This window comes from Bradyrhizobium sp. Mp27 (assembly GCF_029953005.1).
GTDB lineage: Bacteria > Pseudomonadota > Alphaproteobacteria > Rhizobiales > Xanthobacteraceae > Bradyrhizobium > Bradyrhizobium barranii.
Genome location: NZ_JASAUS010000158.1, coordinates 1 through 15,765 on the forward strand (window position 1 = coordinate 1; position 15,765 = coordinate 15,765).

The window sequence follows — 15,765 nt, forward strand, 5'->3', positions numbered from 1 at the left end:
TTCGCGGTTGGAGGTGATGGGGTTGGCTTCACAACCGAATCCTACGCCGTATCAGCGCTTTACACCACGCTCGCCAGCCCTCAGGCGCACTCTTACGAATAAGACGGGCTAATCTAATGCGCCCTACGCTAAAGGCCAGAACCGAGAGGCATCTCCGTAGCTACTTTTGGAAGCGTTTGGTTCAGGAATTGCGTCGCTCCCATGCGAGCCTTATCGTGCCGAACGGATGCTCGACTGTCTCGCGATGCTGGCGCATCGCCTCTGTGTTTGCATCAAGGCGCTGCTGCACGGCCTTGAGCAGACGCTCATGCTTGCGTGCTTCCAGAGTGCCGATCTTGTCCTTCAACTTCGCTGCCGGCACCCCCTCAAGGATAGCTTGAATCGCCTTATCTAGCTCGCGCTCAGTCCACTCCCGGCATCGTGACGCTGCGACCGCGCCCCGTCCCCGAGCTTCCGCATCTAGGTAACCAGAGCCACGAAGGCGGCGAGGTCTTGCCCTCCGGACAGGCTGACGCGATCGCGTTCGATGACCCCGGCGGCATCGGAGTGGTTTCCGGCGAACCACACCTGCTGCAGCCAATCCAGATGCTTGAAATTTCGCGCAAGGGCTGCCCCGCACATTCAGCGCGAGAGCAGGCCTTTGTCGGGCACTTGCTGCGCCCGTTGTCGGCATTGAGACTGAATGCCAGAAACCTGACACTACGCGCAGCTATGTAGTGCCTGCTGAGCCTGCGAATTCACTTCGGCACGCGATTTGCTCTGTTCACGGTGTGGGACTGGTCCGGAGGCTATATTGGCGGACACATCGGGGGCACGGTCGAACCTCCTTCACCAATCCGTACGGTCAGTCGATCTATGGCGATGCCGACAGGTTCGATGTCACCCGGCGGCGCAACCCGCACCTGTCGTTCGGCCAGGGGCCGCATTTCTGCCTGGGCGCAGCGCTGGCGCGTCTGGAATTGGGCTGCGCCTTCCCCGCGCTGTTCGTGCGGCTGGAGCATCTGGCGCTGACCATCGCCGCGGAGGACGTCGTCTACATGCCGTCTTACGTCATTCGCTGCCCGCAGCGCCTGCCGGTCACCTTCCGCCCTTCCATCGCTTAGAGAGTGAAGTGCCACCATGTCCGAACAACAACCCTTGCCGACGCTGCCGATGTGGCGCGTCGATCACATCGAGCCCTCGCCCGAGATGTTGGCGCTACGCGCCAGCGGTCCGATCCACCGCGTGCGCTTCCCCTCCGGGCACGAAGGCTGGTGGGTGACAGGCTATGACGAGGCCAAGGCGGTGCTGTCCGACGCGGCGTTCCGGCCCGCGGGAATGCCGCCGGCGGCATTCACCCCGGATTCGGTGATTCTCGGTTCGCCGGGGTGGCTGGTCTCGCACGAGGGGCGCGAGCATGCCCGGCTACGCGCGATCGTGGCGCCGGCCTTCAGTAACCGCAGGGTGAAGCTGCTCGTGCCGCAGGTCGAAGCGATCGCCGCGCACTTGTTCGAGACGCTGGCGGCCCAGCCCCAGCCCGCCGACCTGCGGCGCCACCTCTCCTTTCCGCTTCCGGCCATGGTCATCAGCGCGCTGATGGGCGTGCTCTACGAGGATCACGCCTTTTTCGCCGGGCTGTCCGATGAGGTGATGACGCACCAGCATGAAAGCGGCCCGCGCAGCGCGTCCCGCCTGGCCTGGGAAGAACTGCGCGCCTACATTCGCGGCAAGATGCGCGACAAGCGCCAGGATCCGGACGACAACCTGCTGACGGATCTGCTCGCTGCGGTCGACCAGGGCAAGGCGAGCGAGGAAGAGGCGGTTGGCCTGGCGGCGGGCATGCTGGTGGCGGGGCACGAGAGCACCGTCGCACAGATCGAATTCGGCCTGCTAGCCATGTTCCGCCATCCGCAACAGCGCGAACGCCTGGTCGGCGATCCGTCCCTGGTCGACAAGGCGGTAGAGGAAATCCTGCGCATGTACCCGCCGGGCGCGGGCTGGGATGGCATCATGCGCTATCCGAGGACCGACGTGACCATCGCGGGCGAGCATATTCCCGCGGAGAGCAAGGTGCTGGTCGGCCTGCCGGCAACGTCGTTCGATCCGCACCATTTCGACGACCCGGAAATCTTCGATATCGAACGCCAGGAAAAGCCGCACCTGGCTTTTTCCTACGGGCCGCACGCGTGCATCGGCGTGGCGCTGGCCAGGCTGGAGCTCAAGGTGGTGTTCGGTTCGATCTTCCAGCGCCTTCCCGCGCTGCGCCTGGCCGTGGCGCCGGAACAACTGAAGTTGCGCAAGGAGATCATCACGGGCGGGTTCGAGCAGTTCCCGGTGCTCTGGTGATGTCGCGGACGCCACGGGCGATCTCGATCTTCTCCGGAATCTGCCGCGCGCCGGTCAGATCAGCCCGCCAACAGGTAACCAGGATGGACGTGCAAGAAACCACGGCAGCATGCCGGGACGCCTTCGCCGAACTGGCGTCGCCAGCGTGCATCCACGACCCGTATCCGTTCATGCGATGGTTGCGCGAGCACGATCCGGTGCATCGCGCGGCGTCGGGCCTCTTTTTGTTGAGCCGCCACGCCGACATCTACTGGGCGCTCAAGGCCACGGGCGATGCGTTTCGGGGTCCGGCGCCCGGCGAACTGGCGCGCTATTTCTCGCGTGCGGCGACCAGCCCGTCGCTCAATCTGTTGGCGTCCACGCTAGCGATGAAGGACCCACCGACGCATACGCGTCTGCGCCGGCTGATCTCGCGCGATTTCACCATGGGCCAGATCGACAACCTGCGGCCGAGCATCGCGCGCATCGTCGCAGCGCGCCTGGACGGCATAACGCCCGCGCTGGAGCGCGGGGAGCCGGTGGACCTGCATCGGGAATTCGCGCTGGCCTTGCCCATGCTGGTTTTCGCCGAACTGTTCGGCATGCCCCAAGACGACATGTTCGAGCTCGCTGCCGGCATCGGCGCCATTCTGGAAGGCCTGGGCCCACACGCCAGCGATCCCCAGCTCGCCGCGGCGGACCTGGCCAGCGCCAGGGTGCGGGCCTACTTCGGCGACCTCATACAGCGCAAGCGCACCGATCCCCGCCGCGACATCGTGTCGATGCTGGTCGGCGCACATGACGACGATGCCGACACACTGTCGGATGCGGAGTTGATCAGCATGCTGTGGGGCATGCTGCTGGGCGGTTTCGTCACCACTGCTGCGAGCATCGACCATGCGGTCCTGGCGATGCTGGCGTATCCCGAACAGCGGCACTGGCTGCAGGGAGACGCCGTGGGGGTGAAGGCATTCGTCGAAGAAGTCCTGCGCTGCGACGCGCCCGTTATGTTCAGCTCCATCCCGCGTATCGCCCAGCGCGACATCGAACTGGGCGGCGTGGTGATTCCGAAGAACGCGGACGTGCGCGTGCTGATCGCGTCCGGCAATCGCGACCCGGACGCCTTCGCCGATCCCGATCGCTTCGATCCCGCGCGGTTCTACGGCACCAGTCCAGGCATGTCGACCGACGGGAAGATCATGCTGAGCTTCGGCCACGGCATTCACTTCTGCCTCGGTGCGCAACTGGCCCGGGTGCAGTTGGCCGAGAGCCTGCCGCGGATCCAGGCCCGCTTCCCCACGCTGGCATTTGCCGGGCAGCCGACCCGGGAGCCCTCGGCGTTCCTTCGGACGTTCCGCGCGCTGCCGGTGCGGCTGCATGCGCAGGGGAGCTGAGATGCGCGTCATGGTCGACCAGGATCTGTGCGGAACCAGCGGGCAGTGCGTGCTGACGCTGCCGGGCACCTTTCGCCAGCGCGAACCGGACGGCGTGGCCGAAGTGTGCGTGGCGACGGTCCCGCATGCGCTGCACGCCGCCGTGCGGCTCGCGGCCAGCCAGTGCCCGGTCGCCGCCATTCGGGTCATCGAAAGCGACGCTGGCGATGGCGAGCCCGCCAGCGCCGACCCTGCGCCTTCTCCAGCGGAGGCCGAGCGGCATGCCGCGAAAGACCAGCACAATCTAGGATGACACGATGGGACGGTTTGAAGGCAAAGTGGCCGTGGTGACCGGCGCCGGCGCCGGCATCGGCAAGGCATGCGCCCTCGCCATCGCGCGCGAGGGCGGCAGAGTGGTGGTGGCCGACATTGATGGCTCGGCGGCTATCGCCTGCACCGCGCAGATCGCGGCCGAAGCGGGCCACGCGCTCGCCCTGGCGATCGACATCGCCGATGCGCAGGCGGTGGCAGCGCTGTTCGAGACGGCGGAGCGGCACTTCGGCGGGGTCGACCTGCTGGTGAACAACGCGAGCGCGATGCATCTGACCCCGCGCGACCGCGCGATCCTCGAGCTGGAGCTAGCGGTCTGGGATCAGACCATGGCGACCAATCTGCGTGGCACGTTGCTCTGCTGCCGGCAGGCCATCCCCCGGATGATCGCCCGCGGCGGTGGCGCGATCGTCAACATGTCGTCGTGCCAGGGGCTCAGTGGTGATACCGCACTGACATCCTACGCCGCGTCGAAGGCGGCGATGAACATGCTGTCGTCCTCACTTGCCACCCAGTACGGTCATGCGCAGATCCGCTGCAATGCGGTTGCGCCGGGTCTCATCATGACCGAGCGACTCCTCGCCAAGCTGGACGCGTGCATGCAAACCCATCTGCGCCGTCACCAGCTCCTGCCGCGCATCGGCCGCCCCGAGGACGTGGCCGCGCTGGTGGCGTTCCTGCTCTCCGACGATGCTGCGTTCATCACTGGCCAGGTCGTGTGCATCGACGGCGGCATGCTGGCGCATGTGCCGACATACGCCGACGGTGGCAACAGCCGCGCCGCGCGGCCTGCCGGCGAGACCGCAGAAGCGGACGCGGCGCCGCGCTGCTGATGGACATGCTGCTCAACCCGCTGAACCGTCGGCATCGGCTGCGGCACGACATCCCGGTCGTGCCCGGCGCTTTTCCCTTGGTCGGGCATCTTCCCGCCGTCGTCTGCGACCTGCCGCGCCTGCTGCGGCGTGCGGAACGGACGCTGGGCAGCCACTTCTGGCTAGATTTCGGCCCTGCCGGACACCTGATGACCAGTCTGGATCCGGATGCTCTCGCACTGCTCCGGCACAAGGACGTGTCCTCGGCGCTGATCGAAGACATCGCGCCCGAATTGTTTGGCGGAACGTTGGTCGCCCAGGACGGCATCGCGCACCGGCAGGCGCGCGATGCGATCCAGGCGGCGCTTCTGCCCAAGGGGCTGACCCTGGCCGGCATCGGCGAGCTGTTCGCGCCCGTCATCCGGGCGCGCGTGCAGAGGTGGCGGGAACGGGGCGACGTCACCATCCTGCGCGAAACCGGCGATCTAATGCTCAAGCTCATCTTCAGTCTCATGGGAATCCCCGCGCAGGACCTGCCGGGATGGCATCGCAAGTACCGGCAACTGCTGCAGTTGATCGTCGCGCCCCCGGTCGACCTGCCCGGACTGCCCTTGCGGCGGGGCCGCGCCGCCCGCGACTGGATCGATGCGCGGTTGCGCGAGTTCGTCCGCGCCGCGCGCGAACATGCCTCGCGCACCGGGTTGATCAACGACATGGTGAGCGCCTTCGATCGCAGCGACGATGCGCTTTCCGATGACGTCCTGGTCGCCAATATTCGCTTGCTGCTGCTTGGTGGTCACGACACCACCGCCTCGACGATGGCCTGGATGGTGATCGAGCTAGCGCGGCAGCCTGGGCTGTGGGACGCCCTGGTCGAGGAGGCGCAACGCGTAGGCGCGGTGCCGACTCGGCACGCGGACCTGGCGCAGTGTCCGGTCGCCGAGGCGCTGTTCCGCGAGACGCTGCGCGTGCATCCGGCGACGCCGCTCCTAGTGCGTCGCGCACTGCGTGAATTGCGACTCGGCCAACAGCGCATTCCTACGGGCACCGATCTGTGCATCCCGCTGCTGCATTTCTCGACCTCGGCGCTGCTGCACGAGGCGCCTGATCAGTTTCGGCTGGCGCGGTGGCTTCAACGCACCGAGCCGATCCGGCCGGTGGACATGCTGCAGTTCGGTACCGGCCCACACTTCTGCATGGGCTACCACCTGGTATGGCTGGAACTGGTGCAGTTCTGTATCGCCTTGGCGCTGACCATGCACGAGGCCGGGGTGCGGCCGCGGTTGCTGAGCGGCGTCGAAAAAGGCCGGCGCTATTACCCGACCGCACATCCGTCCATGACTATCCGCATCGGATTCTCATGAGCTGGCATCGCATGCCCCGTGTGGTGAGGCAGCGGCGCCGGCGACGCGCGGCATTGCTGCACTCGGCGCGCGCGCTCGGTGCGAGGCCGGCAACACCGCGGCGGCTCGCCGCTCGCCGTGGCCGTCTCCTGGCAGGTACAAGGACATGAACAACATGCAGACTGGTTCCACGCCACACGACGACCGAGCTGGCGTTTCCGCGAACGGCATATTGGGCGCGCAGGCGCGCGGCGCATCCGGCAGGCTGCTGCCCGAGATCTGGATGCAGGACGGCGCAAAGCGGGTCGAAGAGGCGCTGGCGCGTCTTCTCTGCGCCGAAGACGACGGTGAGACCGAGCTGATGGCGGCGATGCGCTACGCCACCTTGCATGGCGGCAAGCGCACCCGCGCCTTGCTCTGTTTGGCTGCCGGCGCACTGGCCGACACGCCGGCGCACATGCTCGATGACGTCGGTGCCGCCATCGAGATGATGCACGCCTGTACGTTGGTCCACGACGATCTGCCCGCGATGGACGACGACGTGCTTCGCCGCGGCCTTCCGACCGTGCACGTCAAGTTCGGCGAAGCCACCGCGATCCTGGTCGGCGATGCGCTGCAGGCGCACGCCTTCCTGACCCTGGCGAGCCTGAATGCGCCGGGCGACAGCCCTATCGCGCTCGTGCGCGAACTGGCGCAGGCGGTGTCCGCCGAGGGGGCCGCAGGCGGGCAGGCCATAGATCTGTCGCTGGTTGGAAAGCACGTCGAGCTGGACAGGATCGTGGCGATGCACCGGATGAAGAGCGGAGCGCTAGTGCGCGCGTCCGTTCGCATGGGCGCGCTATGCGCTGTCGGCGTGAATGCCGCGCACGCTGCACTTTACTGTGCGCTGGATCACTACAGCGCCTGTTTCGGCCTGGCGTTACAGGTGATCGACGACATTCTCGACGTGACAGCGGATACCGCGGCGCTGGGCAAGACCCCCGGCAAGGACGCGGCGGCGCAGAAGCCGACCTGCGCGTCGATCATGGGACTGCAGGAAGCACGCCAGTTCGCGCTGGATCTGTTGCGCGATGCCGGCGAGGCCATCGCGCCGCTGGGGCCGCGTGCGGAACGGTTGGCGCAACTCATACAGCGGGCCAACGCGTATCTGTTCAAACACGCGCCACGCGCATGAGCGCGCCCGTCCGCATCGAGTCGCCCCTGTGCCGCTGCGATCGGCCGGCGGCAGAGTGCATCCTGCACTGTGTCCGAGTCCGCGGCGCCGATCGCAGCGGTTGCCCGCCGCGGCGCACGTTTCTGCAAACGGAACATCCCGCGTGAACGCGCTGTCCGAACATATCCTTTCCGAATTGCGCCGCCTGCTGAGCGAAATGAGCGATGGCGGCAGCGTCGGTCCGTCCGTCTACGACACGGCGCAGGCGCTGCGCTTCCACGGCAACGTCACCGGTCGGCAGGACGCATACGCGTGGCTCATCGCGCAGCAACAGGCCGACGGCGGATGGGGAAGCGCGGACTTCCCGCTGTTCCGCCATGCGCCCACGTGGGCGGCGTTACTGGCATTGCAGCGTGCCGATCCTCTTCCCGGAGCTGCGGACGCAGTCCAGACTGCAACGAGGTTCCTCCAGCGCCAGCCCGATCCCTACGCACATGCGGTGCCAGAAGACGCGCCGATCGGCGCGGAGCTGATCCTGCCGCAGTTTTGCGGTGAGGCCGCATCCTTGCTGGGTGGCGTAGCGTTTCCGCGCCATCCTGCGCTGTTGCCATTGCGGCAAGCGTGCCTGGTCAAGCTGGGGGCGGTGGCGATGTTGCCGAGCGGCCATCCGTTGCTACACTCCTGGGAAGCCTGGGGGACGTCGCCGACCACCGCATGCCCGGATGACGACGGCAGCATCGGCATCAGTCCGGCGGCCACCGCCGCGTGGCGTGCCCAGGCCGTGACACGGGGGAGCACGCCGCAGGTCGGGCGCGCCGATGCGTATCTGCAGATGGCATCGCGGGCGACGCGCAGCGGCATCGAAGGTGTCTTTCCCAACGTCTGGCCGATCAATGTGTTCGAGCCATGCTGGTCGCTGTACACCCTGCATCTGGCCGGGCTTTTCGCGCATCCCGCGCTCGCGGAGGCGGTTCGCGTGATCGTCGCGCAGCTCGACGCCCGTCTGGGCGTGCACGGTCTGGGCCCGGCCTTGCACTTCGCGGCTGATGCGGACGACACCGCCGTTGCGTTGTGCGTCCTGCACCTTGCAGGCCGTGACCCGGCGGTCGATGCGTTGCGCCATTTCGAAATCGGCGAGCTGTTCGTCACCTTCCCCGGCGAACGCAATGCCTCGGTGTCGACCAACATTCATGCCCTGCATGCGTTGCGACTGTTGGGAAAGCCCGCCGCGGGCGCCAGCGCGTACGTCGAGGCCAATCGCAACCCGCACGGTCTATGGGACAACGAGAAATGGCACGTTTCGTGGCTGTATCCCACCGCGCATGCGGTCGCTGCGCTGGCGCAAGGCAAGCCCCAGTGGCGAGATGAGCGCGCGCTGGCGGCGCTGCTGCAGGCGCAGCGCGACGACGGTGGCTGGGGCGCGGGTCGCGGGTCCACGTTCGAGGAAACCGCCTATGCGCTGTTTGCGTTGCACGTGATGGATGGGAGCGAAGAGGCGACAGGGCGCCGGCGCATCGCGCAGGTGGTGGCGCGTGCGCTGGAGTGGATGCTCGCCCGCCATGCGGCGCATGGATTGCCGCAGACGCCGCTGTGGATCGGCAAGGAACTGTATTGCCCCACTCGGGTCGTGCGCGTGGCCGAACTCGCCGGGTTGTGGCTGGCGCTTCGTTGGGGGCGGCGCGTCCTGGCCGAGGGGGCAGGAGCGGCGCCATGATCCAGACTGAACGCGCGGTGCAGCAGGTGCTGGAGTGGGGACGTTCCCTGACCGGATTCGCCGACGAGCATGCCGTGGAAGCGGTCAGGGGCGGCCAGTACATCCTGCAGCGCATCCACCCGAGCCTGCGCGGCACCAGCGCCCGCACCGGTCGCGATCCGCAGGACGAAACGCTGATAGTGACGTTCTATCGCGAACTGGCGCTGCTGTTCTGGCTCGACGATTGCAACGACCTTGGCCTGATCTCGCCGGAACAGCTCGCCGCGGTGGAGCAAGCGCTGGGGCAGGGCGTGCCGTGCGCGCTCCCCGGATTCGAGGGTTGCGCTGTGCTGCGCGCTTCGCTGGCCACGCTCGCCTACGATCGTCGCGATTATGCTCAGCTTCTCGACGATACCCGGTGCTACTGCGCGGCGCTGCGCGCCGGACACGCGCAGGCGGTAGCGGCGGAACGCTGGTCCTACGCTGAGTACCTGCACAACGGCATCGATTCGATCGCCTACGCGAACGTGTTCTGTTGCCTGTCCTTGCTGTGGGGGCTGGATATGGCGACCTTGCGCGCGCGTCCGGCGTTTCGCCAGGTCCTGCGGCTCATCTCCGCGATAGGGCGTCTGCAGAACGATCTGCATGGATGCGACAAGGACAGGTCGGCCGGCGAGGCCGACAACGCGGTGATCTTGCTGCTGCAGCGCTATCCAGCTATGCCTGTGGTGGAGTTCCTCAACGACGAGCTGGCCGGCCATACGCGCATGCTGCACCGGGTGATGGCGGAAGAACGCTTTCCCGCGCCGTGGGGACCATTGATCGAGGCCATGGCGGCCATCCGCGTGCAGTACTACCGGACCTCGACCAGCCGCTACCGCAGCGACGCTGTGAGGGGAGGCCAGCGCGCGCCGGCCTGAACGCGCAGGAGGCGGCGGCGTGCGCGCGCTGCCGTCGGCCCGATCCGACGCAACGCCGCCGCCCGATGGAGCGAGCATGAGCGACACCGCCCTGAGACTGCACGTCCACGACCAGTTCGCCAACGGCCGGCGCTTCCGCATTCTCAACATCGTCGACGACGTCACTAAGGAATACCTGGGCGCCATTCCGGAGACGTCAATCCGGGGCGGCGGGTGGCCCGCGAACTGAAGGAAATCGTTGAGCGACGCGGCAAGCCAGGAATGATCGCGTCCGACCATGGCACCGAGTTCACCTGCAACGCCATGCTGGCCTGGAGCAAGGACACGGTCATCGACTGGCACTTCATCGCGCCGGGAAAGCCGATGCAGAACGGCTTCATCGAGAGATTCATGTATAGACGGCCGCGCGGATGCAAGGGATTTCAGCAGCAATTTGGATATCGGTCGGGTGCGTTCATGTATACGGCCTATCATTGCGACCGATAGCATGGCCGCTCGCCCTGATGGAGATCGCGGATCGAGGCCTCATCAACGGGTCGCGCTTGTTGCGCTTAAAACTCTTCTGTCAATCGGCCCTTTAATTGCGGATTATTGTCAACTCTCTTTTTTTGAAGCCATTCGGCAAGACGGTAGCGCTCGACCTCCCCGTCGGCCCGATTCGGCGCGCGCCAATTGTGCACACAATCGGCGAGAAATGGGGGAGCGTGCTACGACCTGTTCACAGCCCTTTCTGTCGCGGGCCATGTCGCGCCGAGCAGCCGGGAGTTGTTGGCAATCGCTGGAATTATCGGGTAATTTTGCGCAACAGGCGCAACACGATGTCGACGAACAAATGCGGACTAAGTTATTGAAATAATTGGTGATCCCAGCAGAACAAGCACATCAGCCGGTATCAATGGCTTAGATTGGCAAACCGCCCGTTCGGGCAAGATTGATCCGCAAGCGCTTTTTCGCGCACTGGCAATCAAAAGCCGCCGGATGGTGGGCCAAAAATGCGAAGGGCCGCCTCGGCTAAGGCAGCCCCAGATCGCAATCAAAAGTCCAGTAGCCTGGAATTTAGCACCCAGTCTCCCGAGCCGCAATCCGGAACCGCCATGCAAGCTGCCTTCGCCGCTGCCCTGGCGCGGAAGATGGTGCGGCCGTGAGTGCAATTCTCGACAAGGACCGGACCCGGCGAAAGCTCCATCTGTTAACGCGCGCAAATGGCGATCTACGCCTTACCGATCAAGACTTCCGGGTGCTTTGGTATATCGCCGATGCGATCGATCACGAGACCGATCTAGCCCGCCGCAAGCAGGCCACCATCGCTAAAGATCTTGGGAAGAAGGGCGTCCGCGGCGTGCAGTTGAGCCTCGGACGGTTAGCCGAGTTCGGCTACCTCAAGTTCGAGGTCAAGGAAGGCGGGACCTACGTCAATGCCTATCGCCTTCTTCTCGAAGAGGCGAATGTGGGTTCGCCTTCTTCTGACCAGAAGGCGAACAATGGTGAGCCTTTGGATGACCAGAAGGCGAACGTCGGTGCGCTTTCTGCCGGTGCAGTCCCCAAAAAGGCGAACGAGCGTGACGAAAAAGGCGAACCGTCATTCGTACATGATCCCTTATCTGTCCCTGAAGTAGCTGCAGCCGCGCGCGATGACTACGAATTCTATGCGGCGGGGGCGATGCATTGCACTAACTAACCCCCATGCGGCTCGTAGTACGCCCGCATCGCCTTCAGATGCTCTGCCTGCTGGCGGGAGTAGTGCCGGATCGAACGAAGCTCACCGACCATCTGACCGAATGCGAACAGGATGACAGCTGGGATCGAGAAGCACACCGCAGCCAGGAATACTCCCAAGTGGAATAGTAGGTCTGAACCTATGGTCGGTGGTGCTGGAGTGCGAAGCGCGCCAACAAAGACGAGCCACACGACAAACAAATAGACCCCCGAAACAACCTTCAAAAATGTAGCCACCGGTGCCCCCCTTGGCGGCGATCATTCAATCGCAACCAAAGCGCGAGCGCAAGCCGTAGCGCACTAGATCTCGCTTTCCGCAGCAACGGACTTGCGATATGACGGGCGATGCCGCGGAACACAAACCGTACCCTGCCGAATTCGGCAGATCTCTGTTGGTTGCCAAAGACGAGCTATTTGCTGGTCGCCGGATAGTCGTTGCCCTGTCAGCAGGGCCTCGCCTCAGTGGCCGGAAAGGGGTCATCCTTGGACCGGGAGCGACTGCCACCCAAGTCAAGGTGCTCCTAGACGGTGCCAAGGGCTATGTGACCCTGCATGTACCTCGATCTTCTGGAGGATCGTCCCAGGTAGCGCACCGAGGCCGTCGGCTGCCCGCGTTCTGCGCGATTAAGCTGTCTGATGGGCTTTCATGTACGGTCCGAAAAGGCGTGGAGCTTCTTCGTAGAACTTGGTTATCGCCATGAACTCGTCTCCGCGCTTTTTGACCCATGTCGGACGCTCCGGATCGATGAGATTTTGCATCATCGAGTTGGCGAGGTTTAGGTTGATTAGATGCAGACGGATCTTTTCCAGGTATTTCTGAACGTCCTCGCCGAAGAAATAGGGCACGCGATCGATCGCTCGTCCGTACCGAAAGAATAGCTCGTCAGGAGCGGTGCCGCTACGGCATGCCTCACCGACTATCCCTCTAATCTCCTCGAAAATGGCGAGCCGCTTATCAAAGAGATCAAGCACTATCTTTTCGTTCGATGTTTTCCAATTTCGTTCTGCGATATCCGCTTGAACCTTGGCGACCGCGATTTGGCTCTGACCAAGCCGGTAGGCAATCCAGCCAGCAGTAATTGCAGCGAAGACCGTTGCGGCCGGGCCGGCGAAGTCTTTGAAGCGTGCAGGATCGCCCACCAGTAGGCCTACTATCAACCAGAAGGCAGTAGCCACTAGTGCCCCGAGCGCGACTTCAGAGACGCCTTTATGCTTCATCGTCGTGCTCAAGATAGCCCTCGATAAGGCGATCCAGGTCAATCTTTCTAATCGACGCCGCGATCAATCGGTCCACCTTCATATCTATTGGGGCTTTCCACAGAACTCAATCAGATAATTGATTAGAGCTCCCCCAACTCCTGCGGTCTGAAGGTTAGGACGGGTCGAAGCAAATGCGCGAACATTGTCTGCGAGCTGGACGTTTGTCATTTTGCTCTTCGAAATGCAATTGATAATGCGTGCCTGCCTTGGCATCTTGCTCGTCAGAGGCAACGCTAATCAGCGCGTCGTAGAAACCGGCCATGTAGGCAGCGCGGATCTGCGCAGGTAACGACTCCCATCGGAAGTAAGTGAAGTAAACGGCATTCGCAGGCGCGGTGATCGTAAGCGGAGCCGCTACCAATATGATTCTAATCAAATCTGCCTCGTGATGCCGTGGATTAACAACTGATCGCCGTTGCGTCGCCCCGACTCGGGCGAAGATCATCCGCCCAGCAGACGTGCGCCTCAGTTTTCGCGGGGGTGGATCGGATAGTTGGGTCAAGCTCCGGTGCAGCACTCGTTCACAAACTCTGAGGCTAGCCCACCGTTACGGCATCCGCAGCAAGCAGGTCATCGATCAGCTCGGCAAAGCCCTCTCGTACAAGAAAGCGCCGGCTAAATGCCAGGCGCTGATGGTAGGGAATTAGATATCGATCGAAGCGGTCAGATTGAAGTTGGCGTGCCTCGCGCGCCAGCTCGTCCGTTTCAGGTAGGCCTTGTTCCTTGATTGCGACCAGGAGGTCCTTAAGGTCGGCCGCAGATGTTTTTTCGACAAAGACGGCAAAGTTTTCGATCGAAGCCTTTGCGCCCTCTCGACGTAAAGCCAGCACCATTGTCTGAGCGAGGCGTGCACCTGACCAAGGAAATACAATGACGTCCTGACCGTATTGCAGAAAGCGGTGCCTATCGAGATGGTAGTCGCGGTAGGCTTTGCGCCCTTCCTTGATCATAGCTGCTGTTGCCTCATTCACATCGAGGCCTTTCGAGGAATGACCGTCGTAGATCGATTTCATACGCGCAGCAACCAAGCCGCTTGGCGCTTGGGCTGTACCGCCATAACGGGGCGCGCCAGCAGATGAGGCTTTGGTGACCGTCAACCTGCGGCCGGAATCGTTCACGTTCAGAACGCGCCAGCGCCCGCCAGATTCGACGCGACCATAAAGATTTCTGCACCAGGCTTTTCCAGCACCGAGAACTGGGCGATGGTTTGCAGAGGCGCAACGCTGATCATGCATGGACCAGAAAGCGAATTTGCGGCTAAGGCCGCGTCTTAACAGGGCGACGTCATGATCCCCACACCCTATAATTTTGAGCCAGCCCTCACGGATGCTGAGTACGCCAAGCTCGGCGTCCTGGCTTTGCGCTGGTCCCACATCGAGCACATCCTGGGAAATTGCCTGAAAGCCATTCTTCGCCTCACCGATGATGAAGCAGTAATAGTCGTTTTCACCCTGAGTGCAGACCAGCGGGCGGAAAAGATTCACCAGCTGTCGAAGCTTTCCGAATTACCGGCCCCAGCGCAGAAGGCTTTCGATGAACTAAGGCCAATACTAAAAGGCATCCAGTACGTCAGAAATAACGTCGTTCACTCTATCGCTGGGGAGTATGAAGGCGACGACTTCGTCTTTCACCTTCGCTCGAAAAAGCGATCTCTGACCAAAGCCCAGGTATTCAGCACTGAAGAACTAACGAATTATGCCGCACACCTCGTCATCGCCTTCCGCTATGGCTTGGGTTTCAAGGATGGCGCCCCACCGACTGAGTATGCGTGTCCCACGCGCCCTGAGATGCCCGAGTTCCTTCGCTCGATTATCCATTTCAAGCCGTAGACCATTAGCAAGCTAACTCCTTTCAATTACCCATAGTTGTTGCCTCGATTGCGGCTCCAAGTTCGATGTCGTTCAGCCGCGAGAGTCCGCGCCAGATCACGGTACTTCCTGGAGGCGGATCGTTGGCTCGGGCCAAGTATCCTCCGAGCCGCGCGATCTTGACGACATAGTACGAGAGCGTGCTTCGTCGAGAGCAATTACCACCCCGGTCTTTCACCAAATGATCAAGAAGCTTGATTTCGGGATCCGTCAGCGCCGTTTGCGGTATGGCATTCGGCGAGGAGCGATTGAGCATCGTCATCCAGAACACGCGCCAACTCACAATGCAGAAGACCGCGATCAGATTGACCAGACGCTCAGCAGTTCGCAATTTTGAGTCCTCTGCTTTGCAGCCCGATTTGAGGATCTTATGGAAGACTTCGATCTTCCACCTCAACGCGTACCATTCGATCTTCTCGATGGCGTCCGTGCGCGATTGGACCGGGAGATCGGTGAGGAGCTTCCACTCGATTTTCTTTCGCCGCTTCGGCCTTCCCCGCTCTTGAGCATGGATCACGGTCAGAGTGAGTGCGGGATATTTCGTCTGTTTGCCGATCGGCGGCAGGACGCGTATCTTGCGATACCTGATCTCAAGAACGGCGTCGTCGGGATCGCCTTTGTCGTCCTTGACCTTGATCCGATGCAGACCCTTGATCGTAACCTCGTCCATTTCGTCGGCAATTGTATGATTGCCGTCCCCGGCAAGCCGATCAACACAGGTTCGCACCAGGAAATGCGTTCCAACCTCCTCGGCCAGGCAAAACAGCTCATAGATGTCGCTCTCGCGATCACCAATATGAACGCATCGTCCAGGGGCAGCAAGAAGGTCGGTCGATTGCCGTAAATTCTCGAGCCAGCGGATGCTCTCCTTCTGCTCGATCGGCGAGCTATGGCTGATTTTGGGTGACGCGGCCTGATCAGGCGGCGTGGCTTTCAGTGTTCGGAATGACTTCGATTCCGTCGATGAACTTTACACCGGCGATGACTTTCGGC

14 protein-coding genes and 2 pseudogenes are annotated in these 15,765 nt (G+C 63.1%); 12 read left to right on the forward strand and 4 right to left on the reverse strand.

Going from position 1 to position 15,765, the window contains the following annotated elements:
- Window positions 1-28 precede the first annotated feature (28 nt).
- Window positions 29-310 (reverse strand): annotated as a pseudogene (locus QJT78_RS42010) (hypothetical protein); the annotation flags it as partial.
- A gap of 460 nt (window positions 311-770) precedes the next feature.
- On the opposite strand from QJT78_RS42010, the gene QJT78_RS42015 reads away from it, so the two are divergent.
- From QJT78_RS42015 to QJT78_RS42065, 11 genes and pseudogenes are all read left to right on the forward strand, one after another.
- Window positions 771-1,103, forward strand: coding sequence for a cytochrome P450 (locus QJT78_RS42015; RefSeq protein WP_269466507.1), 333 nt, complete (start codon window positions 771-773; stop codon window positions 1,101-1,103).
- Window positions 1,104-1,119: 16 nt separating this feature from the next.
- Window positions 1,120-2,325 (forward strand): cytochrome P450, encoded by a 1,206-nt coding sequence (locus QJT78_RS42020; protein ID WP_018647443.1) that lies wholly within the window; start codon window positions 1,120-1,122, stop codon window positions 2,323-2,325.
- 83 nt (window positions 2,326-2,408) lie between these two features.
- Window positions 2,409-3,698 carry a cytochrome P450 gene (locus tag QJT78_RS42025; RefSeq protein WP_281460582.1) on the forward strand — a complete coding sequence of 430 codons (1,290 nt, stop codon included), beginning with the start codon at window positions 2,409-2,411 and terminating at the stop codon, window positions 3,696-3,698.
- Between the two features lies 1 nt (window position 3,699).
- Window positions 3,700-3,990: a ferredoxin gene (locus QJT78_RS42030; protein WP_018647445.1), complete on the forward strand. Its 291-nt coding sequence runs from the start codon at window positions 3,700-3,702 to the stop codon at window positions 3,988-3,990.
- A gap of 4 nt (window positions 3,991-3,994) precedes the next feature.
- A complete protein-coding gene (locus tag QJT78_RS42035; RefSeq protein WP_018647446.1) occupies window positions 3,995-4,840 on the forward strand; it encodes an SDR family oxidoreductase in 846 nt (281 codons plus the stop codon).
- Window positions 4,840-6,183, forward strand: a complete 1,344-nt coding sequence (locus QJT78_RS42040) for a cytochrome P450 (RefSeq protein WP_018647447.1) — start codon at window positions 4,840-4,842, stop codon at window positions 6,181-6,183. Before QJT78_RS42035 ends, QJT78_RS42040 begins: the two co-directional genes overlap by 1 nt.
- 154 nt (window positions 6,184-6,337) lie before the next feature.
- Window positions 6,338-7,336, forward strand: a complete 999-nt coding sequence (locus QJT78_RS42045; RefSeq protein WP_028144010.1) for a polyprenyl synthetase family protein — start codon at window positions 6,338-6,340, stop codon at window positions 7,334-7,336.
- 142 nt (window positions 7,337-7,478) lie between these two features.
- Window positions 7,479-9,029, forward strand: coding sequence for a hypothetical protein (locus QJT78_RS42050; protein WP_026312707.1), 1,551 nt, complete (start codon window positions 7,479-7,481; stop codon window positions 9,027-9,029).
- The gene (locus tag QJT78_RS42055; protein WP_028153675.1) at window positions 9,026-9,928 is read left to right on the forward strand and encodes a hypothetical protein; all 903 of its coding nucleotides are present in this window, start codon (window positions 9,026-9,028) and stop codon (window positions 9,926-9,928) included. Before QJT78_RS42050 ends, QJT78_RS42055 begins: the two co-directional genes overlap by 4 nt.
- A 103-nt stretch (window positions 9,929-10,031) precedes the next feature.
- Window positions 10,032-10,318 (forward strand): annotated as a pseudogene (locus QJT78_RS42060) (DDE-type integrase/transposase/recombinase); the annotation flags it as partial.
- Between the two features lie 751 nt (window positions 10,319-11,069).
- Complete coding sequence (locus tag QJT78_RS42065; protein ID WP_028153676.1) at window positions 11,070-11,606, forward strand: helix-turn-helix domain-containing protein; 537 nt, start codon at window positions 11,070-11,072, stop codon at window positions 11,604-11,606.
- Between the two features lie 662 nt (window positions 11,607-12,268).
- Here the strand turns inward: QJT78_RS42065 and QJT78_RS42070 are convergent.
- Together QJT78_RS42070 and QJT78_RS42075 are read right to left on the reverse strand one after the other, a co-directional pair.
- The gene (locus tag QJT78_RS42070; protein WP_131234258.1) at window positions 12,269-12,874 is read right to left on the reverse strand and encodes a hypothetical protein; all 606 of its coding nucleotides are present in this window, start codon (window positions 12,872-12,874) and stop codon (window positions 12,269-12,271) included.
- 566 nt (window positions 12,875-13,440) lie between these two features.
- Window positions 13,441-14,022, reverse strand: a complete 582-nt coding sequence (locus tag QJT78_RS42075) for a hypothetical protein (RefSeq protein ID WP_131234259.1) — start codon at window positions 14,020-14,022, stop codon at window positions 13,441-13,443.
- 168 nt (window positions 14,023-14,190) lie between these two features.
- On the opposite strand from QJT78_RS42075, the gene QJT78_RS42080 reads away from it, so the two are divergent.
- On the forward strand, window positions 14,191-14,733 hold the full coding sequence (locus QJT78_RS42080; protein WP_038945012.1) for a hypothetical protein: 543 nt from the start codon (window positions 14,191-14,193) through the stop codon (window positions 14,731-14,733).
- Window positions 14,734-14,755: 22 nt separating this feature from the next.
- Here the strand turns inward: QJT78_RS42080 and QJT78_RS42085 are convergent, their stop codons facing one another.
- Window positions 14,756-15,709 carry an IS4 family transposase gene (locus QJT78_RS42085; protein WP_348652418.1) on the reverse strand — a complete coding sequence of 318 codons (954 nt, stop codon included), beginning with the start codon at window positions 15,707-15,709 and terminating at the stop codon, window positions 14,756-14,758.
- Window positions 15,710-15,765 lie beyond the last annotated feature (56 nt).

What these genes read in the sequence shown, in the direction of transcription:
- QJT78_RS42055 (WP_028153675.1), top strand. Translation starts at nt 9,026, where the DNA reads ATGATCCAGACTGAACGCGCGGTGCAGCAGGTGCTGGAGTGGGGACGT.
- QJT78_RS42045 (WP_028144010.1), top strand. Translation starts at nt 6,338, where the DNA reads ATGCAGACTGGTTCCACGCCACACGACGACCGAGCTGGCGTTTCCGCG.
- QJT78_RS42035 (WP_018647446.1), top strand. Translation starts at nt 3,995, where the DNA reads ATGGGACGGTTTGAAGGCAAAGTGGCCGTGGTGACCGGCGCCGGCGCC.
- QJT78_RS42020 (WP_018647443.1), top strand. Translation starts at nt 1,120, where the DNA reads ATGTCCGAACAACAACCCTTGCCGACGCTGCCGATGTGGCGCGTCGAT.
- QJT78_RS42040 (WP_018647447.1), top strand. Translation starts at nt 4,840, where the DNA reads ATGGACATGCTGCTCAACCCGCTGAACCGTCGGCATCGGCTGCGGCAC.
- QJT78_RS42080 (WP_038945012.1), top strand. Translation starts at nt 14,191, where the DNA reads ATGATCCCCACACCCTATAATTTTGAGCCAGCCCTCACGGATGCTGAG.
- QJT78_RS42030 (WP_018647445.1), top strand. Translation starts at nt 3,700, where the DNA reads ATGCGCGTCATGGTCGACCAGGATCTGTGCGGAACCAGCGGGCAGTGC.
- QJT78_RS42025 (WP_281460582.1), top strand. Translation starts at nt 2,409, where the DNA reads ATGGACGTGCAAGAAACCACGGCAGCATGCCGGGACGCCTTCGCCGAA.